This window comes from Luteolibacter arcticus, from assembly GCF_025950235.1.
Lineage (GTDB): Bacteria > Verrucomicrobiota > Verrucomicrobiia > Verrucomicrobiales > Akkermansiaceae > Haloferula > Haloferula arctica.
The window spans coordinates 283,986-307,922 of the sequence record NZ_JAPDDT010000008.1; the positions used below are offsets into that span (position 1 = coordinate 283,986).

The window sequence follows — 23,937 nt, forward strand, 5'->3', positions numbered from 1 at the left end:
TTCTCCGGTGGCCTCCGCGGTGTCACCACCGCGCCTACGAAAGAGAAGGCGGGCCCTTGCGGGCCCGCCCTCGGGTGTCACGGATGCGCTCCGTCGGAGATTACTGGTTGGTGTTGGTGCGGCCCTTTTCGAGGTTCTTCACGAAGCCTTTATTCGGGATGTTCGCGAGGTTGAACATCCACACGGCGTCGCCAAGGCCGTTCGGGATGACGGCGAGGTCGGTGCTGGTCGGGTGCTGAACGCTGACGCAGAACTCCAGCGGGTTGGCCGGGTTGAAGATCATGCCGGTGGCTTCCGAGCCATGGACGCGGATGCTCATGAAGTGGTCGACGGACTCGGCCACGCCGTCGCTGTTCTTGTCGCGGAAGAACCAGATGTCGCCACCGGTGGACGAGCCGTTCGGGGCGTCTTCGATGACGTAGACGTTGCCCTGCGAGTCGAGGGCGATGTTATCCGGCGAGCTGATGGTGCCGGTGGTCGGCGCGTAGCCGAGGTTCTTTGGGGTGGAATTGTTGGCCATGACGCGGACGATGGCCTTGCCGGTGGCGGTGTAGGAGTTGCCCTTGCGGTTCTCGAGGATCTCGATGGAAATCACCGCGTTCTCCGAGGTGACGGCGACGTAGAGCATCTCGCGACCATTGGTGGCCCGGCCAACCGCCATGTCTTCCGGACGACCGTAGGGGGTGCCCCCCGCGTCATCCGCCGCCTTGCGACCGGCGAGGGTGGCGGGGCCGGTCGGGCCATTGACGAAGGGATCGGAGATGCCGGGAAGCGGCACGCCGTTCTTGTCGGTCAGCGGGATCCAGGTCGCCATGCCCTCGCGGACGGCGGTGGCGTTGGAGCCGGCATTGTAGTTTGCCACCGGATTGCCCCCGCTGGAAAGGAAGGCATCCACCGAGAGCACGAAGGACTGGCCCTTGGTGTAGTCGCCCTTCTTGCTCATCACGAACTTGTAGATCGAGCCGGAGTTGTATTCGTCGATGAAGTAGATCGTGTCCTCGAACTTTTCGCTGAAGTTGATGCCTTCGTGGGAGACGTTCGGGATGCTGTTCAGTTCGCGGGACTCGATCTCGGCGGCCGGGGCGAGCGGGTTGAGGATCTCGATCACGCGACCTTCGCCGGACCACTCCTCGGCGAGGAAAAGGGTGCCATTCGGAGTCCAGCGGCTGGGGTCGAAGGCACCGAAGTCATTGCTCCAGTCGCCGTTGGCGCCCTTTTGGTCGCCGGCGAGGATCACTTCGGCGTGGTTGTCGTACAGGCTGATGCGGGTGCAGCCGGCGCCGATCGGCGTCTCGTGGGGGATGAAGAGATACTGGCCGGTCGGGTCATAGGCGAGCATGTCGAACATGGATGCGCTGGTGCCTTGGCCGGGAACGCGGATGACCGACTGTCCCGGGCTGAGGATCTGGTCCTCGACTTCGCGCAGGCTGAGGATGTTCTTCTGGTGGATGCCTTCGGGGGTGACCCACGGGGAGGAAGTTTCGCCCAGGGAATTCGCCGGGACCACAGGGGCCGACTGGGTCAGCGGGGTGAACCAGACATCGGTGCCAGCGAAAGCGGCCTGGGTGCCGAGGAGGGCCGCCGTGAGTGCGAGGCGGGAGCGCAAGGAGTTTGATTTCATAGGTATGGTCGCTGCTTTTTCTTTTTTCGTTTGGGGGATGGACCATGACATGGCGACGCCACGATCCGTGCTGATAGGCACAGATGCGTTCGCAATGTGCATCGCTTTCGGTGTGGCGATTTTCTCACGTGGCAATTGCGTTGCAGACGGCGGGACGAATTGTCACCGGAGGTGACGAGGCCGTTGCAGGGCGGGCCTGGGGCGGCTAGCGTCATGGCGTGATTTATCTCGATGCCAATGCCACCACGTCGCTGCTGCCGGAGGTGCTAGACGCGATGCTGCCATGGCTGCGCGAAGGCTTTCACAACCCAAATGCCAGCTACCGAGGTGCGAAGGACGCGCGCAAGGCGATCGAGGACGCGCGGGAGAAGGTTGCAGCGTTGATCGGTGCGGAGTCGGATGAAGTCGTCTTCACCGGCGGTGGCACCGAGAGCACGAATTCCGCGCTGAAGTGGCTGGCGCGGCTGGTCGGAAGGAAGTCCGGCCGTGTGATTACGAGCGCCATCGAGCACAGCGCGGTGCTCAAGCCCTGCGAGACGTTTGCCGAGGTGGGCTATGAGGTCGCCCGGATTGGCGTGGATGGAGGAGGGCGTCTCAAGCTTGAGGACATCGAGGCGGCGTGTGACGCTGCGAAGGATGGGGGTGGATTCGTGTCCCTTATGTGGGCGAACAACGAGACGGGGGTGATCCAGCCGATCGAAGAGGCTTGCGCGGTGGCCAAGGAGCGCGGCCTCGCGTTTCACACCGATGCGATCCAAGCAGTCGGCAAGATCCCGGTGAACGTGCGCGAGGTGCCAGTGGATTATCTTTCGCTGTCCGCCCACAAGTTCCACGGGCCGAAGGGAGTCGGCGCGCTCTACATCCGCAGTGGGTGCCGCTTTGAGCCGATGATCCGCGGTGGCGGCCAGGAGAAGGACCGACGCAGCGGGACGGAGAATACGGCAGGCATCGTAGGTCTCGGGAAGGCGGCGGAGCTGGCGATGGAGCGGCTTTCACAAGGCGTCAATCCAGCGGCTCTGCGGAATGCCTTCGAGGCGAAGATTGTCGGGGAAGTGAGTGGTGTGACGGTGAATGGTGACTTGCTCCACCGCCTGCCGGGGACCAGTCATCTTTCCTTCACCGGTTGCGAGGCTGCGGGTTTGTTGATTTTGTTAGATGATCTCGGGGTCGCTTGCTCGGCCGGTTCCGCTTGCATGACGGGCAAGCAGCAGCCGTCGCATGTGCAGAAGGCGATGGGTTTTTCCGACGTGAAGGCGAAGAGCAGCCTGCGCTTCGGCTTCTCGTGTCTGAACACGATGGAGGAAGCGATGGCGGCTGCGGAGGCGGTGAAGAAGTCGGTGGAGAAACTCAGGCGCGTGCAAGGGGGGAGTACGGGGCCGGTGGTGGTTTACTCGCCGTAGGCGCTTGTCTGCGGAGCGGCCGCACGCTCCCCTCCGTAGGCGCGTTGGTTGCAACGCGGGAGCACGGGAGCAGTCCGCCACGAGGGACCGCTCCGCACTGTCACCAGTGCGCCTACGCGAAAGCGCCTACGGTCAAGAGCGGATCACTCCGTCTCCGCTCGCTTGAGGTATTGGTCCAGCAGCTTCCGCTTTTCCTCGCGCAGGGCGGGGGTGGAGAGCATCTCGATCCAAGGGACAAGTGACGCGGGATCGGAGGAGGCTTCGCGGACGATCATGTAAGAGATGCCCTCGTCGCGGCTTTCCCCGGATGGCTGCGATCCTAGCCACGCATAGGCTTCCCGCGGTTCCGAGCCGGACCACTGCTGCAAGAGTTCGCGTATCAAGGGCTTCCGATCGCTTTCCGGAGAGTTCGCCACCCATACGGCTGCGGCTGCGGGATCGATTGTGCTCCATCTTCCGACGAGCGCGCTTGCCAGGGCTGTGCGTTGTTCGGGCTCCACCTTTTCAATTGCGCTCGCGGCTTCGCTTGGGTTTTTGCCTGCCCATGAAATCACTGCCAGCCGCAAGGCCGTGGCCTTCGACTCCGCGTTCAGTCCCTGCGCCCATTCGAAGGCGGCGGCAGGTCCCTCCTTGGTCGAGATGCCGGCGGCGACAGAGGTCGCGAGATCGTTCAGGCCGGTGCCATCGCTGGCCTGTTCCAGATGCTTGCGAGCTCCGGTGGGATCCTGGGTTGCCCAGTTTCTTAAGTCCACCACTGTCCGTTCGGCGACCGGTTTGTTTTTCCATCCTTGGTCCGGCGCTTGGATCGAGCCGAACTCGCATCGAATCGTGTTCCGTTCTCGCTCGGCGATGGCGTCAAGAATTCCGGCCTTGAGCGCATCGTCCGGCAGGGTGGCCAACCATGCCGAGGCATCATCGGGCGAGACCGAGGACCAGCTCAGCGCGGCCTCATGGATCAACCGGGCGGACAGCGTCTTATCCTGAATCGTGCCGATCCAAGCGAGCGCCTCCTTCGGGTAGGTCCTCGCCCATGCGGCTACCACGAGTTCGAGCGAGTGCGCCCGTTCATCCGGGGAAAGACTGCGATCGAGATAGGCAAGGGCCGCCTTGGGGTCGTGTCCGCCCCAGGAGACAAGGAGGTCGGTCAGCGCCTGGCTGCGGTTGCCGCTTTCGGGCATCGCTTCCACGTAGGCGGTCGCCTTTTCGGGATTCGTCCGCACCAGGATGCGTAGCGCTTGGCCGACGGCGCTTTTGCGAAGATCACCGGTGAAGCCGGATGCCCATGCCAGGGCTTTCTCCCCATCCTTCCAGTGATTCATCACCGCGCTGACGATGAAGCCCTGATGGACGTGGGAGAGCCCGGCTTCTGCCAAGGCTTCCGCAACCCACTCGGGATCGATCTGTGCCAGATAGGTGAGGATGAAGACTACCTGGCCGTCGCGGTCCGGTCCGGTGATGCCTTTGGCGGCAGCGAGTGCCGCCGCCGCGCCCTTCTTTTCATAAATGGCCACCAATTCATCCACGGTGAGCGATGTTCGCGGGCCACTCTCCCGAGGAAGCGAGGGCGGGCCCTCTCCGTTCTTGGCGGGTGAGGAGATCCCAGGGGCTTTTCCGGAGGAGGGTTCGTGGATTACGCCGTCTGCGGAAGGTCCACGGGCATGGTCACGCTGGCGAAGCAGCAGCGCCAATCCGGCCACGAGCACCAGTCCCGTGATCCACACGATCCGCGTGCTACTTGATGTCGTCGCTTTCATGGTGGTGGTAGAACCTCCTGCTCAAGACCCGCGGGCGGGGGATTCCTTGGAAGAAATCTGAGGAAATGTCCGGCAAATGGCGAGAGCCGGAGCGGGTTCCATTCTGCATTTGTCAAAATCCGTGTCTTCCGGTCATTCCATGGTTTGCTTCCCGCATGCCGAATGCCCTCGCGGACGAGACCTCGCCCTACCTGCTCCAGCACGCGCACAATCCCGTGAACTGGCTGCCGTGGAGCGAGTCGGCATTCACGCGGGCGAAAGCGGAGGACAAGCTGGTCTTCCTCTCGATCGGCTACTCGACCTGCCACTGGTGCCACGTGATGGAGCGGGAGAGCTTCGAGAACGAGGCGATCGCCGGGGTGATGAACGCTAATTTCATCTGCGTGAAGGTGGATCGCGAGGAGAGGCCGGACATCGACGCGACCTACATGGCCTTCGTCCAGGCGACCACCGGTCAGGGCGGCTGGCCGATGAGCGTGTGGCTTACGCCGGAGGGCAAGCCGGTGGTCGGCGGGACTTACTTCCCGCCCGAGGACCGCTACGGGCGTGCCGGGTTTCCGCGGCTCTGTGCCGAGATCGGCCGGCTGTGGCAGGACGATCGCGCCCGCATGGAAGACAGCGCGACGAAGGTGATGGCTCATCTTCGCGAGGAGTCGGCCGCCGAGTCCGTGCTTCAGGGGCTGCCGCCGGCGAAAGTCTTCGGCGACTTCATTGACCGCTGTGAGTCGATGTTCGATCCGGCGCTGGGTGGCTGGGGGAACGCGCCGAAGTTCCCGCGGCCGGTGGTGCCGCGGTTGTTGCTCCAGCTTGCCGATCGTTTTGACGGTGATGAAAGGGAGGCGGCGCTGCAGATGACCAGCCGCACGCTGCGTGCAATGGCGGCGGGAGGTATGCACGATCAACTGGCCGGCGGCTTCCACCGCTACTCGGTGGATCGCTACTGGCACGTGCCGCACTACGAAAAGATGCTCTACGATCAGGCGCAGCTCGCCTTGCTCTATCTGGAGTCCTGGCAGGCTGCTGGCGATGATCGCGACCGTGAGGTGGCGGAGGACATCTTCCGCTATGTGCTCACCGAGCTTCTTGACCCGAGCGGTGCCTTCCATGCGGCCGAGGATGCCGACAGCCTCATCTCAGCGAGTGACTCGGAGAAGAAGGAAGGTGCCTATTGGACTTGGGAAGCCGCGGAGATCTATCGGCTGCTGGATACGCGAAGTGCGGCAATCTTTTGTGCGGCGTATGGGGTCGAGGAGAGCGGTAATTCCCGGCCGGAGAGCGATCCGCATGGCGAGCTCGAAGGCCGCAATACGCTCTTCCGGGCGGTGAGTATGAGTGGGCTGGCTGAGCAATTCGACCTGTCTGAAGCCGAGATTCGTGCGATGCTCGATCAAGCTTCCAAGGTGCTGTTAGAGGCTCGTGGGAAGCGCCCGCTTCCGCATCGCGATGACAAACTCATCACCGCGTGGAATGGTCTGATGGTGGGTGCGCTTGCCCGCGGTGGCCGGGTGTTAGGCCGCGCCGACTTGATCGATGCTGCCAAGGGGGCGCTAGAGTTCATCCGCAAGGAATTGTGGGACGGTGAGAAGCTATGGCGCAGCTATCGCGGCAAGCGCGGTGATGCTCCCGGCTTTGCCGCGGACTATTCGTTTCTCATTTCCGGGCTGATCGAGATGCACGGTGCCGATGGTGATCCCGCGTGGCTGGATTGGGCGAGCGAGCTTCAATCCGCGCTCGACCGTGACCACTGGGAGGAAGATCAGGCCGGCTACGTGATCCGCACCGACCTGAATGGTGAACCGCTGCTCGTGATCCGCGAGGACTACGATGGTGCCGAGCCGGCCCCGAACCACGTGGCTGCGGAGAACCTGCTGAAGCTGGCCGTCTTGTTAGATGAGCCCGCTTATGCCACCCGGGCCGAAGCCATCATACGCGCCGGATCCCGCACCGCGCAGGTGCAGCCATTCGCCGTGCCGGTGCTGCTGGGGGCGCTCGATCTTCTCCAGCGCGGCGTGACGAAGATCGAAGTCCGCGGCACCCCCGAGCCTGCCTTTGCCGAAGCCATGCGCCGGTCGTGGTTGCCGCGGGCCGTGTGGACGCGTTCGCCGGGTGATGGCGACGTGATCGTCTGCACGGATCAGGTCTGCCTGCCTCCGATCGATTCGACGGCCGGCTGGATTGCCGAATTTTCCCCCTGGAAAATGGAATGAATGGGGCGAGGGTCCCCGGCGTCCGAACCGCCGCATGAAAACGCTTTCCCTCTTCTTCACCAGCCTGTTCCTCGCTGGAGCCGCCCAAGCCGCCAACATCGCGATCAAGAACGACACCGGCGCGCCGCAGCGGCTGGTGGTCTATCAGGACGGCAAGGTGGCGGGCTACGTCGATCGTTTGAAACCGGGAAAGACCCTGCTGGTGAAGGTCAACGACGCGGGCGGCAAGCCGCTGCTGTCGCTGAAGGTGGCCGGTGAAGACGAGTTCCTGTTCCTGCCGCTCAAGACCAAGGCCTACAAGCTGTCGTGGCTGAGGAATCTGCTGTGGTAGCCAAGGAGCGGGGTGAATCGCGTCCAAACCCTGTTTCCGAGATTTTTCTTTCGGGCCGTGGCTGTCGGCTTTGAGATGCCGCCATGGCGGAGCGCGTTTTCTTGGGCTGGAGCAGGCCCTTCCTGAGGGTGCTGACCGAGTGGTTGTTGGCACGGCGGGATGAACTGCCGGGCATGCTCGTGGTGGTCCCGACGGCTCAGGCCGGACGGTTGTTGCGGGAAGCGCTGGCCGAGGCGGCAGGGGGCTTGCTTGCGCCGAAGGTGGTGACGCCTGGGCATTTCCTGCGGACCGAAAATGCCGCGCCGGACGCTGTTGAACTGCTGGCCTGGGTGGAGGTGCTGGAGTCGATCCGCGACTGGTCGCCGTATGCCGCGGCTTTTCCTCTGCCGCCCGGCGAGGGCGAGTCCCCTGGCTGGGCACTGGGGCTCGCAAAGTCGCTCGCGGGGGTCAGGAAGAACCTGCAGGAGAATGCCCTGCTGCTCATCGATGCCGCTCGGCGGTTGGGAAAGACCGTGGAGGGCGAGCGTTGGGAAGCGCTTGCCGATCTGGAGGCAAAGGTGGAGCTGCAATTGAAGCGCTGGAGATTTGAGAGCCGCAGCCGTGTGCTGGCGCGAGGGGGGGATATCGATGACACGCGGCGCGTGGTGTTGGCCGGCGTGCCGGATTTCCCGGCGGCGGTGGCTCGCCATTTGTCGAATGCGATCGTTCTAATCGGAGCGCCTGAAAGCGAGGCAGGGGAGTTTGATGAACTGGGCCGGCCGATTCCGGAGTGGGCGGAGCGAAGGATCGCTTGGCCGCAATGCGGGAGCGTCACCCTCACCGCCGATCCGCGCCAACAGGCTGCGGAAGCGATGCGGCTCGCGGCTGCGGCGGGCACGCCATCCGATGAACTCGCGCTCGGCTCCGCCGACGAGGCCACGGCGGGCGAGTTGGTCCGCGCGTTTGGCCGTGGCGGCTGGGTGCTGCACGATCCGGCGCACTTGCCGCCTGCGCCCTTGAAGGCGTGGCTGGCGACGTGGCGGCAGTTTGTTTCACGGCCGGACGCCGCGGCGGCGATTGATCTGTTAGGCTTCGTGGAAACCGGCGCGTTGACCGGTGGCAAGCGTGCCCAGCGGGTCGTCGCGCTGTCTGCCGCCCGTGACCAGTGGCTGGCCCGCGATCGGGATGACTTGCAGCGGATCACCGCGCTGAATCCTCGCAATCCGGAGGCAATCCAGCTTGCGGAGGAAACGCTGGAAGCGCTCCACCGTCATCGCGGGGTCTTTCTCCGCGAGGGAATCCATGCGGGGCTGGCCCGTATGTTAGAACGAGTCGATCCCGGCGGTGAGCATAGCGCTGCCATCTTCGAATGGCTCGATGCCACCGCCTCCGTTGCGACGGAGGTGCGCCGCGAAGCTGGGTTCTGGATTGACGTGCTGTGCTCCAGCTTGCCCGAGGCGGCGGCTACCGCGCCGGAGGATCGCGTGCTCGATGTGCAAGGATGGCTGGAGCTTTTCCACGAGCCCGGGAAGCACTTGATCATCTGTGGCATGAACGAGGGCTTGGTCCCCGGCCGCGCCAGCACCGATGCCTGGCTGCCGGAGGGCACGCGCAAGCTGTTAGGATTGTCGAACGATGCCGCACGACATGCCCGCGACGCCTATCTGCTCACGGCAATGATGGAAGTGCGCCGGACCGGTGGTCGTGTCGATCTGCTGCTCGCGAAGGCCGGCTCGGAGGGGGACGTGTTGCTGCCATCGCGTTTGCTGCTGGCGGCGGAGGAGGCCGAGCTACACGCACGGGTGAAACAACTCTTCCATGAGATCGAGCCACCGGATTCGTCGCTCGCGTGGACGCTCGATGAAGCGTGGAAGTGGCAGCCGCCCGCGATTGAGAAGGAGCTTCGCATCAGCGTGACCACGTTTGCGGATTACCTCGCGTGTCCCTTCCGCTTCTACCTGAAGTATGTCGCGGGCATGAGCGAACCGGCGCCGGAACGGGTGGAATGGAACCAGCGCGATTTCGGCAACGTCGCTCACATCGTGGTGGAACGCTGGGCGCTCGATGATGAGGCAAAGGACTTCTCGAGAGCGGAAGCGATCGAGGCATGGGTGCACGAAGAACTCGATCGGGTGATCGCGGAACGCTTCGGCCAGAAGGTGCCGCTGGCGGTGCGCATCCAGCGTGAATCGATGCGCCAGCGCCTGTCGTGGTTCGCCGGCGTGCAGGCATGCCAGCGGTCTAACGGCTGGCGGATCGCGGAGGTGGAGAAGAAGTTCGAACTGGATATCGAAGGCGTGACCATCGTCGGTCGCGTCGATCGGATCGAGCGTCACGACGACGGACGCCGTCGTGTGCTCGACTACAAGACGGGAACTACGGCAGGTCTCGTAGAAGGCTCGCACCGCACCGGCATCATCGCCAGCACCCGCTTCCCCGCGCATCTGGAGAATGTCCCGCAGATCCTATCCACGGGTGGGGACGGGAAGCCGAAGCGCTGGAAGAACCTCCAGGTGCCTCTCTACGCCGCGGCGCTGGGGGACGTGGATGAGCTCGGCTATTTCCAACTCGGTGCGACGGAGGGCGACGTGAAGCTTTCGCTGTGGGAGGGCTTCTCCATTGCCGACCGCGATTCGGCGCTCGCCTGTGCCCGCTGGGTGGTCGGGCAAGTGAAGAACCGGGTATTCTGGCCGCCGGCGGAGAAGGTCGATTTCGATGACTATGCGGTGCTCGCGCTGGGCCGCAGCCTGGATGAAGCGGTCGCGAGGAAGGGAGGTGCCGCGTGAGCGTGCCTCCCATCCTTTCCAAGAACCTCATGATCCTCGCCTCCGCAGGATCGGGGAAAACCTTCCAGCTCGGCAACCGCGTGATTGGCTTGGTCGGCTCGCGGGGAGTGGATCCCGCACGGATCGTGGCGCTGACCTTCACCCGCAAGGCGGCGGGCGAGTTCGCGGACTCGGTGCTGTCGAAGCTCGCCGAGTGTGCGATGGATCCGGAGCAGGAGCGGAAATTGGGCCAGCAGATCGGCGAGGCCTTCGCGGCCGGGCCGACCCTTGCCCGTATCGTGCGGGCCTTGCCGACCTTCCAGCTCGGCACCATGGACGGCTTCTTCGCGCGTGTGGTACGAGGGTTCCAGTACGAACTCGGGTTGACCGGTGGCACCTTTGAGTTGATCGAGGGCCCCAAGCTCGAGGCCGCGATGTCCGACATGCTCGGGGAGGTCCTCGGCGCCGCACTGGAACGGGAGGGAGCGGAGGATTTTCTCAGCGCCTTCCGCCGCGCGACGATGGGCAAGGAAGGCACGTGCGTGCTGAAGGACATCGAGAAGTTCCTCGGCAACTGGCACGGGCTGTGGAAGTCCGGCATCCCGCTCGATGGCTGGGGCGGGGCGGGGCTTTTCGAGCTGCTGCCGGGAGTCGAGGCATGGGAGCAACAGAAGCACGAACTGGCGCGCAAGCTGGATGCCGCGTGTCGCGACATCACATGGACGGACAAGCGGCAGCCGGAAAAAATGCAGCAGGTGGCGGCCAGCTTGATCGAGCACACGGTCGGCAGCGGAAGGGTCGCGAGCGATTTCTTCAAGACGTGTGCGGAGGCGCTGGTCGTGGGGACTTCACCGCTGCGATTGAGGCACTACAAGGAGTTCGACCTCGGCGGCTGCGCCGAGCAGGTACTGCGCGAGGCCATCATGCTGCTGGCCGGCTGCGAGCTCGCCGCGGCGGTCGCCCGCACCCGCGCGGTGGCGGAGCTGGTGGCCAGCCTCGATGGAGAATGCGAGAGGCGGCTGCGGCGGAAAGGTCTTTTAGGCTTCGACGACGTGAAGGTCTTGATGGGCCGGTGGACGCTGGACGAGGAATCCCGTCTGCGGCGCGAGGCGGTCGATTTCCGGCTCGATGCCCATTACGACCACTGGTTGCTGGATGAATTCCAGGATACCAGTCGTGCCGAGTGGGATGGCTTGATGCCGTTGTTAGACGAGGCGGCGACGCGCGATGATGGCACGCTCTTCGTCGTCGGCGACCGCAAGCAGGCGATCTATGGTTGGCGCGGCGGCGATGTGACCCTTTTCGACGAGGTGGAGCACCGTTACGGCGGAGGCCTCGCGACGCGCACGATGCCGGAGTCGTGGCGGTCCTGTCCGGCCGTGCTCGATCTGGTGAATGCCGTGTGCGGTGATCTTGCGACCATCCGTGATCTCTTCGGCGAGGAGATGGAGCGGCGTTGGCCGTGGGAAGATCACGTCTCGGCCAAGCCTCAGCTCACCGGCGAGGCACGGGTGGAAGTCGTGGCGAAGGACGACCGCGAGGCCCGCTTGGTCGAGCTGCTGCGGGAAATCGGCATCGGCCGGAAGAACCTCACGTGCGGTGTGCTTGTTAGAACGAATGCCCAAGTGCGCGCGACCGCCGCGCTGCTGCGCGAGCATGGCTTCGACGTCATCGAGGAAGGCCGTCGCCAGCCGGTGGTCGACAATGCCCCGGGCGTGACGTTGTCGCACCTGATTCGCTGGCTCGCGGACCCGAACGATGCCTTCGCGCGGCAAGTGATCGCCATGTCGCCGCTCGAGGCGATTCTCAAGGAACGCTATGGCGAATACTGGCAAGCGGCGTGGGAAGGGCTGCTGAAGACCGCTCGCCTGCATGGCTTCGCCGCGATGATCGAGCAACTCATCGAGCCGCTATGGCCGGAGCTTTCCGAGTTCTCCCGCCGTCGCGCGGGGGACGTGATCGGCGCCTTGGCGGTATTCGACGCCTCGGGTGCCGCCACGCCGCGTGAGGCGGTGCGCTGGATCGCCGACCTCGAAATCCCGCAGGCTCCCGGTGCCGCGGCGGTGCAGGTGCTGACCATTCACAAATCGAAGGGGCTGGGCTTTGATGTCGTGGTCCTGCCCGAGATCGAGGACACGCAGGTGCCGAATCACGGCGATTTCAATGTTGCCCGCGGCCTCCACGGCGCTTGTCCTTGGTTGCTGGAGCCGCCGGCTTCGTGGGTCCGTTCGCTGGTGCCAGCGCTTTCCGCGGCGGAAGAAGTGTGGGCGGATGACCAACGCTACCAGGCGATGTGCGTGCTCTACGTCGCCCTCACGCGGGCCAAGCGCGGGCTCTACGTCCTGCTGCCGGAGGTCCCAAAGTCCCGGAAGGATCCGGGCGAGTGGAAGTCCTCCTCGAATTGGGTTGCCCGCTCCGCCGGCGACAGCTTCCAGTCCGGCGACGCGTCGTGGTGGTGCGACGTGCCGGATCGTGAGTCCGCCGAAAAGCTGGCCATTCCTCAATTGGGTGTGGCGAAGGCCCGCCGTGCCCGGATTACGCCCTCGGGCGCGAAGGCGGACAAGTTCGCCACGCCTTCTCCTGCGGGCATGATCTTCGGTCGCGAGGTGCATGCCGCCTTCGAAGCCATCGGCTGGCTTGATGAGACAACGCCGAAGTTCTTGCCGGGTGACGCTGGGGCGCTGGTCCGCGATCTTCTCGCGAGGCCTGAGATTGTCGCGCTCTTCGAGCGAGGCGGCCGAAACGTGGAACTCTTCCGTGAGCAGCCGGTGGAAGCGATTCTCGACGGAAAGTGGCTGAGCGGGGTGATCGACCGGCTTCACGTCATCCGTGACTCCGGAGGAAAGGTTGCCACTCTTGAGCTGATCGATTTCAAGACGGACGCGATCCAAGAGCCAAGGCAACTGACCGAACGCTATTCCGGGCAGATGACGGCTTACCGTGAGGTGCTTTCAAAGGCCTTCGGCGATGTGCCGGTGAGATGCGTGTTGCTCTCCACCAAGCTCCTCGCATGCGTTGACGTTCCATGAAGCTCGATTGCCCGGTGACATTCCCGGATTGCACTGACACTCCGGCCCGGCTCATATGCACCCCGACGTTTCCGGGAAAAACATGAACAAGTTCAGCATCCACGCTTTCCTCGCGCTCATCCTCACCGGTTCGATGGCCGCGGATCCGCTGGATGCGTTTTACAGGGACGTCGATCGAGCGGTTTTTGTCGGGGTGATGAAGGACGGCAAATTGTTGAAGCTCATCCGGGGTAAGAAGGTCCATGGAAAGCAATCCCTCGATCCTCGACGCTACTCTGGAGAATGGCTCTACATCGTGAAGGAGAGCACTTGGCGAACTTTCAAATTCGCGACCTATCGCATCACTGACGAAAAGATCACGGTGTATCATGGTCCTCCCGAGGAGCGAAAGAAGATTGTGCTGCCGGTGGACGAGCTCTACGGGCGATAAAAAAATCGGGTGGCGGGGATCAACCTGCAAAAAACGAAACACCCGCCGCGGCGAAGGCCGGGGCGGGCGTGGATTGGAAAAAGAGGAAGGATTACTCCTTCACGTCGATGGCTCCGTACTCGCCGTCCTTGCGGCGATACAGGATGGTCAGGCAACCGCGGCGTGCGCTCTTGTAGAGGACGAAGGGCCGTTCCGAGAGCTCCAGCTCCATGACGGCGTCTTCCTTATACATGGTCTTGAGGCGGTACTTTTCGGGGTGGACCAGGAATGGCTCGGGATCGGCCTCGGACTCTTCCGGGTGGTCGATGATTTCCTCACGGAAGTAGCGCTCGTCGAGATGCCGGATGGAGTCGTTCCGGTGCGGGCGCTTCTTCTTCATGAGGCGCGTCTTGTGCTTCCGCATGCGGCGGGCGATCTTGTCGATCGTTTCGTCGATGGCGGCGTACATATCCTGCCCTTCCGTGTGGGCCTCGATCGTAATGTGGTTGGCGCAAAAAAGAATGATTTCCGCGATGTGGCGGTTTTTCTGCACGTCGAGAATGGCCTTCGCTTCGATAATTCGCGGGTAGTCGAGGTGGAGACCCTCGATTTTCTTTTGGGCGTACTCGCGCAGCGAATCGGTCACGGATTCATGACGGACGGTGACCGTAATGGGCAGGTTCACGTTTGCGGTTTGCATAGTCTATTCTCCTGTTTTGTTGGTGGGTGAATGGACGGCGGTTTTATCCGCCCTTATCCACCTAGCAGACTGGACCATCCGTGGCGATTTTGCCACCCCGTTCTTGTGGAAATCGCGGCATCCTTTGCATCGTAAATACAAAGGGGTATGCGTGAAAATCCGGCCGCTGACGCGGATTTCGCTGAGCCTCAAGAAGCGGCGAGGAATGCGTCCAGATCCGTCATTTTTGCGAGGACGGACGTTGCCCCTGCTTCGAGCAGGGCGGGGGCATCGTGATAGCCCCAGCCGACGGCGATGGCCGGCATGCCCGCCGCACGGGCGGTTTCGAGGTCCACCGTGGAGTCGCCGATGAAGCGGCAGCTCTCGGGCGCGACTCCCCAATGGCGGGCGATCTGGAGGGCGGCTTCCGGGTGCGGCTTGCGCGGGGTTTCCGGGCGCTGGCCGAAGACGGGGTCGAAGGGCAGGCCGGGGAAGAGGCGTTGTACGATTTCGACCGTGAAGGGGTGCGGCTTGTTGGAAAGGACCGCGAGCCGGTAGCCGGCGGCTGCGAGGTTTTCCAAGCACGCGGGAATGCCATGGTAGGGAGCGGTGCCCTGCGGCCAAGTGACGGCATAGTCGTCCTTGAAGGCGGTCTCGACCGCCAGGATCTCGGCGGGCAGCGAACCTTCCGGCATCGCCCGTCGAGCGAGTTCATACGAGCCATTGCCGATGAAGCGGCGGACGTCGGCGTGGACGTGGCCCGGCAGGCCGCAACGCTCGAGCGCGTGATTCAAGGAAGCCGCGATCCCGGGCAAGGAATCAATCAGGGTGCCATCGAGATCGAAAATCAGGCCGGGCTTCATCGCGGGCGGATGAAAGTGGCTGCGGCATCCTGCCGCAAGCCTTGAGGACGCGAGACGAAGTTTCAATCGCGGGTCACCTCGATTACCTTCGTGCCCCGCTCGCCATCGTGGACGCGGAACTTCACCGGCAGGAACTTCTCGATCACCGAGATATTCGTCGGCACGTGGGCATCCGGCGACATCGTGACGATGCGGCCGTCACCCGCGAGGGCCATGGGCAGCAGCAATTGGTCGGCGAGACAGCGTCCGACCGGAGCGCCGCAGCCGATGAAATCCTGCATCAACTTCGCGGCGCGATGGCCGATCTTGTCGGCGCTGGTGCCTTGTTCACCGAAGGCGCTGGTGAGTTCACGCAAGTCTCCGAATTCGCTCTCGACGAGGCAACACACGCCGGCTCCCGGGCCGGGCTCGCAGTTCTCCACGGCGGCGTCCTTGCAGGGGATGAGCTCGAGGGCGGCATCGAGCATCCGCCCGGCGATGGAGAGCGGAAGGTGTCGCGTGAGCACGCGGATGCGCGAGCCGGTGAGTTCCGGGCGGGTGGAGAGGTCGAGCGGGGCGAGCTTGGCGCAAGGATGGATGATGGCTGTGATCGCGCCGCCGCCGGCGGGTGCGAAGCCGGCGCTTTCGAGTGAAAGTCCGGCCTCCACGCCTGCCTTCTTCAAAGCAGGCAAGAAGACACGATCGAGGAAATCGAAGGGCGGTGCGAGGGGATTGTGCGTGCCTCCTTCCAGACGCAGCGTGCTCGGCCCGTCCGGTTGCCACAGGGCGGGCAAGAGGGTCTGGAATAACAGCCCCGTGCTGCCTGCGGTGCCGATGGCGAATTGGTACGATCCGGCTCGTACTTTGCCGGCGCGGAAGACCAGCTCGGTGGAGCCGATCTCCGCGCCGTCCGCGGTGCCGCCGGAGATTTCACAGGCGGCCTTCACGCAGGTGAGATGCTGGCGCATCAGTCCCGGCCGCGAGCGCTTGCCGCGGATATTCGTCATGCGGAATGGCTGGCCGGTCACCATTGCGAGCGAGAGTGCGGTGCGGAGCATCTGCCCGCCGCCGGAGGAGCCGTCGAGTTGGAGGGGTTTCATGGAGAGAGGAGAGAATAGGTCCTATGGGTCTCATAGGACCTATTCCTTGTGTTAGTCATCCGCAGCAGTCTCATCCTTGATGACGAAGCGGGCCTTCAGGCTCGCGACGGTTTCTGCCAGGCCGGCGCTTTCCACGCTGCGGAGCACTTCCGGGAAGCTCTTGTAAGCGTCCGGTGCTTCATCGATCGGGTACTTGCGGCAGTTGCTGAGGATATCGTCGCGGTCGAAGTCGGCGTCCACCGCCACTTGATCCAGGGTTCGCGCCGCGTGCTTGCGGCCCATGCGGCGACCGGCGCCGTGATTCACGGAGTAGGCGGTGCGCTCGGCACCTGCGCGGGCGACCATCACGACGGAGCCGTCGCGCGGGTTGCCCGGCAGCAGGATCGGGTGGCCGGTTTTCTCAAATGGAGTTCCCGCCAGCGAGAAGTGGCCGCCGGGGATCGCGCGCGTCGCGCCCTTGCGGTGGACCCATGACTTGCGGCCCTCGTGGATTTCTTCCCGCGCGATATTGTGCGAGATGAAATAGACGAGCTTGCCCTTCGCGCCGGGCAGCACTTCCTGGAATGCCTCTAACACGAGGGCGTTGATCAGGAGGTGGTTCACGGTGGCGAAGTTCGCGCCGAGTGCCATGTCATCGAGGTAGGCATCTGCTTCCGGAGTTCCGAGCGGGGCGTAGACGAGCTGCTTGTCGCCGGCCGGGAAGGGCGTGGACCAGGTGCGGAACTTGTGTTCCAGGTCCCGGAACTGGCCCTGCGCGAGCAGGTTTCCGAAGCCGCGCGATCCGCAGTGGCTGAGGAAGGAGACGTGGCCATCCTTCATGCCAAAGGACTTCGCAGTCTCGCGCGCCCACGGCCGGTCGGTGACCTTGGTGATCTCGCACTCGCCGAAGTGATTGCCCCCGCCGTAGGACCCGAGCTGGCCGATCTTGTCGGCGAAGTTCCGGATGCGGCCCTCGGCCAGGATCTTCTCCAGGCGAGTACGAAGGGCATCGTAGGTCCCATCGTGGCCGGTATGGCTGGAGTCCTCACAGCGGATGGCCCACTCCGGCGGGATGCCGAGTGCCTGGCACACGCGCTGGGTCGCGCCCTCCGTCACGGCAGGCACGCCGATGAGTTCATCGACATGGCGCGCCTTCTTCACCGAGCGCTGGCCCTTGCCGGCACCGGTCGGGGTGCGCTGGATGATGGCATCGATCAGCGCACGGCGGGTCTGCTTGTCCTTGATCGCGTCCTCCGGGATATCGAGCTGGAGCAGGCTCATGGAGCACTTGATATCCACGCCGACCGGGCCGGGATAGATGTGGGTCGGCGAGATCATCACACAGCCGACCGGCGCGCCGTAGCCGGCGTGCGCGTCGGGGTTCAGGACGAGTTCGGTCACGCCCGGCGCCATCCGTGAGTTCACGGCTTGCTGGAGGCAAGTCTCGTCGAAGGAATCGCGGATCGCGTCGGTGCCGACCACGGTGATCGGCTTGCCGGCATCGCCGGGGAGCGGAATGAAGCCGAGGGCTTCGTCGGTCTTGTGGATGGTCATGGGAAAAGTTTATTGGGTGGGGTAAGTTGAACCGAGAAGATGATTTCCTTAGAGCGTGGCCTGTGTCACGTAGAGCGGAACGAAGGCGTCCCACCCTTTCCTCAAGCCTTTCTTGGCATAGCCAGCGTCGGAACCGTCAGCAAAAGTCGCGATGAGTTGGAGGAAGGCGGCAGTCGCTTGCTTTTGCTCAAGATTGAGCAGTGCGATTGAATCCCGTCGGTAGGGGTCTTCAGGTCCTCCGTCCAGCGACCAGAGGACTCCGTTAAACTCGGCGTAGGCGATATCGGGAAAAGCCGTCGCCAAGGCGTGGGTCATGAATGCAGGCAGATAGAACCGGAATCCAAGATCATCCAAGAAGACCAATGATTCATGGAATTCGGACAGCTTGCCGGCCGGGATATCCTGCCAGCGAGTTTCCGGGTCCTCTTCCTCGGCGATTTTCATGGCTATGTGAGTTCCCAGGTAGTTTCCATCGACCAGATCCATCTGATGAAGCGTGATTCCTCCATCGCGGGATACCTTGCGAAATGCTCGTTCGATTGAAGTGATGATCTTTTCCCGGAGCATATCGAATGACAGCCACTGCGGAGAGCGGGCTTCTTCAGGAAGTGGAGCGCGGGTTTCCCCTTCGAACTGAGCTTCGCATGCTCCGTTAGTCAGGAAATGTCGTTGTCCTTCGACGAGCGAAACCTCGTTGGAATGATTGAAGGGAGCGTCGCCCGGTGCATCTTCCCACAAGCACACCGGGCAGAGCTGCATCGTTCCGCCTGCGGGAAGCGCGTAGCTTCGATAGCCACAGCATGGGCAGGGATGTCGGATGTCTGGTTGCACGGGCTGACGAGACTGGGAATGATTCAAAGCTAGGAGAAAAGTGCGGCAACGAGGCCAAGCAGGCTTGCGATGCCAAGGAAGAAGACAAGACCCAGGAGGATGGTGACCCCGAAGCCCGCCACTTTGGTGATGAAGGAAGTCGGGAGGATTTTCGGCTGCTCGGACTGGAGTTGCAGGCAGGCGATCTGGATTTCTTCGCTCTGGATATACACCTTCTCCGAGGTCTCCGAGAGCAGCTTGTCGATGGCATTCCGCAGCGCCTCGAAGGCGGCATGATTTCCGGCCAGAGTATCCCGATCGTTCCAATCTCCAAGATTCATCCAGGCGTGATCGGAAGCTTCGATAGTGGGAAGAGATGGAGTCATGGGAGGGAGGGGTTGGAGGGGATCATCGTGACAAGGAGAGCGAAGACTTCATTCTGGTGCGTCTGATTTCCGCCACGGGCACGAGGCCCGGCGGGATTGGTTACCCGCACAGGTATTAACCACTGTAGTCTTTGCGGCATTCACGATGAAAGGGATCGGCGACAAGGGATTGGTGAAACGTTCCTGCTCTACCAACTGAGCTACCGGACCGAGAGAGGTCCGGACCGGACTCGAACCGGCGACCTGGTCATTACGAATGATGTAGTTTCACCGGCATTCGCCGTGATTTTCTCAAGGGGTCAGGGTCTTGCGATACTTGGAGAGGTCTTGCAGGACCTTGCCTCCGACGATGAGAGTCTTTTCGATCTCACCGCGATCGAGCAGCGCCTCGCAGCGTGCGACGAGGTCGTTCCACTGATCAACGAGGTTGCGCAGATCCACGAGGGGCGCGACGACCTTGGTGACTTGCACGGCCGCACCGTAGCTCTTGCGGGTCTTTGCGCGGAGCAGGATGCCTTGTGAGCCGAGCAGGTCATCGGCGGTCCGTCCGCTCAGACGCCAGGCTTGTTCCCGGTCGCCGAAGTTCGAGACGGCGTAGAGGATCTCATCCATTTCCCAGTCCCAGAAATCGATCTGGAGCAGGAACGCCACCTGCCGCTGGGGCATGGGCGTGAAGAACGCGAGGGCTTCGGCGAAGTTCTCGATCCGCGACTTGAGAAAGCGCGAGGGGCGTTCGTTGGCGTGGACGTTGGTGATCATGGGAATCGATGGTGAAAGGAAGATCCGCGACAAGGATCGGAAAGACGTTTTGCCACTGCTCTACCAAGCTGAGCTACCCGCCGGAGCGGGGCCGGAGTCGAACCGGCGACCAATGGATTAATGTATGTAGTCCTCCCTGCATTCGCGGGAGAGGGGCGCTGACAAGTATTTGCGGGACGTCATCCCGAATGTTTCTTTCATTACGGAACAGGAGCAAATCCTGCATGTAGTCCCGCGGGCATTCAGCGTTGAAGGGAACCGCGACAAAGATTGGGAAGATCCGTGATGACTGCTCTACCCGACTGAGCTACCCGCCGGAGCGGGGTTGGACTCGAACCAACGACCCGTGTAATCTTCCCGGGCATTCGCGGAAATGGAAGTTGCCGACAAGGGGCGACGAGATGAATGGCCGGCGAGCTACCATTGCTCCACTCCGCCCAAAGGCGGAGGCGGGAATCGAACCCGCGACCTCCGGCGTGATGTAGTCTCGTCTGCATTCGGCAAGAGAGGGTGTGTCGGCACGGCGGCGAGGTGAGGTGAGACGTCGGGCGTGTCACAGCCCAATGTAGTTTGTAGACATGTAGTCCCACCGGCATCCGCCGTGACGACAGAATTTTCAGGAAGGCTTGCGGCAGATGCCGCAGCCACGATCAAGCGAGGCCGGCACGGTGGCGAGGATTCGGGAGACAGCGAGCTTGAGAGGCTCGAACGTTTTGAGCGTGTAGTCTCCCTGGCATCCACCGCGCCGGCGGATTGTTAGAGGCTGTGGCTAGATGCCGCAGCCACGGTCGAGGCGAGGCCGGCGCGGCGGCGAGGAAAGCGAAGACGGTCGTGCCATGAGCAATGGAGTTGTAGTCTTCACCGGCATCCGCCGCGCCGGCAGATCAGGCTCGGGAGCGAGACGCTCCCGCAACGGACTGGGGCAAGATGCCCCAGCTACGGTCATGCGAGTTTCATGCGTTCTGTTAGAGGCTGGAGTTCGATCTCGCTGATCCAGTGATCGGTTCCATCGGCCCCGGCCGCGAAGGCGGCGATAAGGTCGAAGACGGAGTCACTGAAGCCGCCGATATTGAGGATGTCCTTGCGGTCCGGCGCCTGCGCGGTGGTGTTTGGCACCAGATCGATGCAGACGAGACGGGCCTTCGGGTTACGGGTCTTGAGCTTCTCCCACTCGACCATCATGGCGGTTCCACGATTGGCCCGCGGGTCGGCCCAGGATTCATTGTCGGAAACGAAGACCACCAGATCGGGGGCCGCCTTTTCCGTGTTGAGCAGCCGCAGCGGGGCCGAGCAGTTGGTCGCGCCCGGTGGCAGGCTCGACAGCTTGGTCGCATTGGTCATGACGGTATCGCGCGGGTTGAGTTCCAGTGAGACGACGTCTTCCTTGAACGGGATGATCCGGGCGTTCCGGTTCTTCCGCAGGAAGGCGGCGGCCACTAGGCCGGCGACATCGACGCAGCGCACGACCGAGCTGGCACCCGGCCGGTAGCCGGTCACCGGACCGTGCATCGAGCCGGAGACGTCAGCGCAGACGACGACCGATCCGTTGATTTCCGGCACGTTCGAGATCGCAACTTCCATTGCGTCCTGAAGAGCCTCCCGGAGCACTCCCGGCACCGCCTTGTCCGCATTCAAAAACGCGACCAGAAGCTGATAGGGGAACACCCGGGCGCGCCGGACTTGCTCGGGATCGGCCAGCCGTGCGGCCAGCTTTTCCGTCATGCCGCCGAACTTGAACACACCGTGACGGGCAAAGGTGTTCAGGTTCATGCGGGTGGTTTGCCACGACGCGTTTCCGGCGATCATCGACCACTCCCGGTCTCCGAGATCGAGGGCGGTGAGCATCTGGAACGGCACGTCGGGGACCTCGCCTTCCTTGGAAAGCTTCCATGCCTCGTAGGCACGCAAGGTTTCGGGAAGGGCGGCGGCGTCGAAGGGCTTGCCGACCAGCCAGGCGTAGAAGGCCTCGCGGGTGGCATCGGCCGGACGCGGGTGGACCATCTTCACGACATCCGCCAGCGAGGGATCGTTGCCGATCGTCGCGTTGACGAGCTGACGTTCGTTGGCCCGCTCGAGCCACTGGCGGACGAGCCGCTTTGGCGCGGAGCCGAGGGACTTCCGCCCGGTGACGCCGGAGCGCAGGATCTGCACGAAGTTCCGGAGCATCTTCCCGTTGTCGATGACTTGCGGGAAGATTTCGGCGAGCCGGTCGAGGTCGCGGGTGGCAAGCACCGCGCAGAGCAAGGCCGGCATGTCCTTCATGAAGCCCTTGCGCCGGGCGTAGAGGGCGGTCTGTGCGAGGAAATCGACGTCCACCTGGCGGGCCAGCTCGAGCACGCGGTCGAGCTGGGTTTCGGCAGTGGCGTAGTAGGTGCGGGTGAGGCACCCGGTAGCCGCGAGTCGTGCGAGGGTGGCCTTTGGCGACAACTCGTAGGCCGGGGCGCCCGCGTCATTGCGGACGGTGGCCGCGGGCACCAGTGCGCCGCGGATCGCTTGGAAGAGGTTCTTATTCGCCATTTTGGTTATCCGGGGGTTGTGCCGGATGAGAAGAGGTATGGCAGGGGGTGTGCCAACGTGAGACGTGGGATGGTGGATTGGAGATGGAAGGTGTTGGAATACAGCGGATAAGAAATTTTGGTAGAGTTTTTCGGGGGCTTTGGCTCCGGGTTGGAGTGAGGGGTGAAATCGCTAGAAAGCGCGTGCTTTATCTGAATGGATAGGATTGGATGGGGAGCGTGAAACGCGTGGTCATTGGTTTGCTTGGAACGAAGCTCGATGGAGGGGTCGAGCCGAACCGCTGGGACGGCTGGCGGCCGAGCGTGTCGTTGTTCCAGCATGAGGAGCTGCTGTTTGACCGCTTCGAGCTCCTGGCGGAGCAGCAGTTCTCCCATCTCCAGAACCGGGTCGCCGAGGATGTCCGGCTGGTCTCGCCGGAGACGGAGGTCCGCCGGCACGTCGTCGATTTCGGCAAGGACCCGTGGGACCTCGCCGCGGTGTATGGCGCGCTCCACGAGTGGGCGCGCGATTACACCTTCGATCCGGAGCGGGAGGAATACTGGGTGCACATCACGACCGGCACGCACATCGCGCAGATCTCGTTTTTCCTGCTGGTGGAGGCGGGCTATGTGCCGGCGAAGCTGATCCAGACCTCGCCGCGCTCCATCCAGCGGTCGTCCGATCCGGCCGGGCGCTATGCGGTGATCGACCTCGATCTATCAAAGTACGACGCGCTTAGTACCCGCTTCGCCCGCGATGCGGTGGAGACGACGGCTTTCCTGAAGAGCGGGATCGCGACCCGCAATGCCGGCTTCAACCGGCTGATCGACCGGATCGAACAGGTGGCGCTGCGCTCGCAGGCGCCGATGCTGCTCTGCGGTCCGACCGGGGCGGGCAAGTCCCAGCTCGCCCGGCGCATCTTCGAACTGCGCAAGCAGCGCGGCGGCCTGCGCGGCAGCTTCGTGGAAATGAACTGCGCCACGCTGCGGGGCGACACGGCGGCCTCGGCGTTGTTCGGCCACGTGCGGGGCTCCTTCACCGGGGCGCAGAAGGACCGGCCGGGCCTGCTCCGTGAAGCTGACGGCGGCCTGCTCTTCCTCGATGAGATCGGCGAACTCGGTCCGGACGAGCAGGCGATGCTGCTGCGTGCGCTGGAGGACAAGACCTTCTTGCCGGTCGGTTCCGACAAGCCGGTGAGCAGCGACTTCCAGCTCATCGCCGGGACCAACCGCGATCTGCGCGAGTCGGTGGTGAGCGGTCGCTTCCGCGAGGATCTGTTAGCGCGGATTCATCTATGGACCTTCGAGCTGCCGGCGCTGAAGCAGCGGCGGGAAGACATCGCGCCGAATCTGGAGTTCGAGCTGGAGCGCTTCGCCCGCGCGAATGGCAAGCAGGCCAGCTTCAACAAGGAGGCGCGCCAGGCGTTCCTGAAGTTCGCCGAGGCCGCCGATACGCTGTGGAGCGGGAACTTCCGCGATCTCAATGCCGCGATCACCCGCATGGCGACCCTTGCGCCACGCGGGCGCATCCGGGTGGAGGAGGTGGATGAGGAAATTGCGCGCCTGCGGGAAAGCTGGAAGCGGCCGGGAAGTACGGCGGACGCCGTAGATTGTATTTCCCTGGAGGGATTGCTGGATGACGAGATCGACCCTTTCGATCGCATGCAGCTCGCCCATGTCGTGGCCATCTGCCGGAAGTCGCGGACGCTTTCGGAGGCGGGGCGCGAATTGTTCTCGGTGTCGCGCAAGAAGCGGGCGGTGACCAATGACGCGGATCGCTTGAAGAAATACCTCGCGAAGTTCGGTCTCGATTTCGAGCGGTGCCGTGCTTGAGGCGA

17 protein-coding genes and 2 tRNA genes are annotated in these 23,937 nt (G+C 63.4%); 7 read left to right on the plus strand and 12 right to left on the minus strand.

Features of this window, described 5'->3' with window-relative positions:
- Positions 1-100: 100 nt before the first annotated feature.
- A complete protein-coding gene (locus OKA05_RS18460) occupies positions 101-1,606 on the minus strand; it encodes an alkaline phosphatase PhoX (RefSeq protein ID WP_264488659.1) in 1,506 nt (501 codons plus the stop codon).
- Positions 1,607-1,839: 233 nt separating this feature from the next.
- Here OKA05_RS18460 and OKA05_RS18465 point away from each other — a divergent pair, with 233 nt between their 5' ends.
- Positions 1,840-3,021 (plus strand): cysteine desulfurase family protein, encoded by a 1,182-nt coding sequence (locus tag OKA05_RS18465; protein WP_264488660.1) that lies wholly within the window; start codon positions 1,840-1,842, stop codon positions 3,019-3,021.
- 143 nt (positions 3,022-3,164) lie between these two features.
- On the opposite strand, the gene OKA05_RS18470 is transcribed toward OKA05_RS18465, so the two are convergent.
- Complete coding sequence (locus OKA05_RS18470) at positions 3,165-4,775, minus strand: hypothetical protein (protein ID WP_264488661.1); 1,611 nt, start codon at positions 4,773-4,775, stop codon at positions 3,165-3,167.
- Positions 4,776-4,930: 155 nt separating this feature from the next.
- Between OKA05_RS18470 and OKA05_RS18475 the strand changes: the two genes are divergently transcribed.
- The 5 genes from OKA05_RS18475 to OKA05_RS18495 all read left to right on the plus strand — a co-directional run bounded on the left by OKA05_RS18475 (position 4,931) and on the right by OKA05_RS18495 (position 13,516).
- The gene (locus OKA05_RS18475; protein ID WP_264488662.1) at positions 4,931-6,982 is read left to right on the plus strand and encodes a thioredoxin domain-containing protein; all 2,052 of its coding nucleotides are present in this window, start codon (positions 4,931-4,933) and stop codon (positions 6,980-6,982) included.
- 34 nt (positions 6,983-7,016) lie between these two features.
- Entirely contained in the window at positions 7,017-7,313 is a 297-nt protein-coding gene (locus OKA05_RS18480) for a hypothetical protein (protein ID WP_264488663.1), read from the plus strand.
- Between the two features lie 83 nt (positions 7,314-7,396).
- Positions 7,397-10,078 (plus strand): PD-(D/E)XK nuclease family protein, encoded by a 2,682-nt coding sequence (locus OKA05_RS18485; protein WP_264488664.1) that lies wholly within the window; start codon positions 7,397-7,399, stop codon positions 10,076-10,078.
- A 2-nt stretch (positions 10,079-10,080) separates the two neighbouring features.
- Positions 10,081-13,086: a UvrD-helicase domain-containing protein gene (locus tag OKA05_RS18490; protein WP_264488665.1), complete on the plus strand. Its 3,006-nt coding sequence runs from the start codon at positions 10,081-10,083 to the stop codon at positions 13,084-13,086.
- An 82-nt stretch (positions 13,087-13,168) separates the two neighbouring features.
- Entirely contained in the window at positions 13,169-13,516 is a 348-nt protein-coding gene (locus tag OKA05_RS18495; RefSeq protein ID WP_264488666.1) for a hypothetical protein, read from the plus strand.
- A gap of 91 nt (positions 13,517-13,607) precedes the next feature.
- On the opposite strand, the gene hpf is transcribed toward OKA05_RS18495, so the two are convergent.
- From hpf to OKA05_RS18545, 10 genes are all read right to left on the minus strand, one after another.
- Positions 13,608-14,195, minus strand: coding sequence for a ribosome hibernation-promoting factor, HPF/YfiA family (gene hpf / locus OKA05_RS18500; RefSeq protein ID WP_264488667.1), 588 nt, complete (start codon positions 14,193-14,195; stop codon positions 13,608-13,610).
- A gap of 188 nt (positions 14,196-14,383) precedes the next feature.
- Positions 14,384-15,037: an HAD family hydrolase gene (locus OKA05_RS18505; protein WP_264488668.1), complete on the minus strand. Its 654-nt coding sequence runs from the start codon at positions 15,035-15,037 to the stop codon at positions 14,384-14,386.
- 62 nt (positions 15,038-15,099) lie between these two features.
- On the minus strand, positions 15,100-16,116 hold the full coding sequence (gene rtcA / locus OKA05_RS18510; RefSeq protein ID WP_264488669.1) for an RNA 3'-terminal phosphate cyclase: 1,017 nt from the start codon (positions 16,114-16,116) through the stop codon (positions 15,100-15,102).
- A gap of 51 nt (positions 16,117-16,167) precedes the next feature.
- Positions 16,168-17,649: an RtcB family protein gene (locus tag OKA05_RS18515; protein WP_264488670.1), complete on the minus strand. Its 1,482-nt coding sequence runs from the start codon at positions 17,647-17,649 to the stop codon at positions 16,168-16,170.
- Positions 17,650-17,697: 48 nt separating this feature from the next.
- Positions 17,698-18,480, minus strand: a complete 783-nt coding sequence (locus OKA05_RS18520; RefSeq protein ID WP_264488671.1) for a DUF6714 family protein — start codon at positions 18,478-18,480, stop codon at positions 17,698-17,700.
- A gap of 29 nt (positions 18,481-18,509) precedes the next feature.
- Complete coding sequence (locus tag OKA05_RS18525) at positions 18,510-18,845, minus strand: hypothetical protein (RefSeq protein WP_264488672.1); 336 nt, start codon at positions 18,843-18,845, stop codon at positions 18,510-18,512.
- Positions 18,846-18,927: 82 nt separating this feature from the next.
- Positions 18,928-19,056, minus strand: a tRNA-OTHER gene (locus OKA05_RS18530).
- Between the two features lie 80 nt (positions 19,057-19,136).
- Positions 19,137-19,604: a hypothetical protein gene (locus OKA05_RS18535; protein ID WP_264488673.1), complete on the minus strand. Its 468-nt coding sequence runs from the start codon at positions 19,602-19,604 to the stop codon at positions 19,137-19,139.
- Positions 19,605-19,920: 316 nt separating this feature from the next.
- Positions 19,921-20,043: transfer RNA gene (locus OKA05_RS18540), tRNA-OTHER, on the minus strand.
- Positions 20,044-20,546: 503 nt separating this feature from the next.
- Complete coding sequence (locus OKA05_RS18545) at positions 20,547-22,121, minus strand: RNA-binding protein (protein ID WP_264488674.1); 1,575 nt, start codon at positions 22,119-22,121, stop codon at positions 20,547-20,549.
- Positions 22,122-22,330: 209 nt separating this feature from the next.
- On the opposite strand from OKA05_RS18545, the gene rtcR reads away from it, so the two are divergent.
- A complete protein-coding gene (gene rtcR / locus OKA05_RS18550; protein WP_264488675.1) occupies positions 22,331-23,932 on the plus strand; it encodes an RNA repair transcriptional activator RtcR in 1,602 nt (533 codons plus the stop codon).
- The last annotated feature ends 5 nt before the right edge of the window (positions 23,933-23,937 follow it).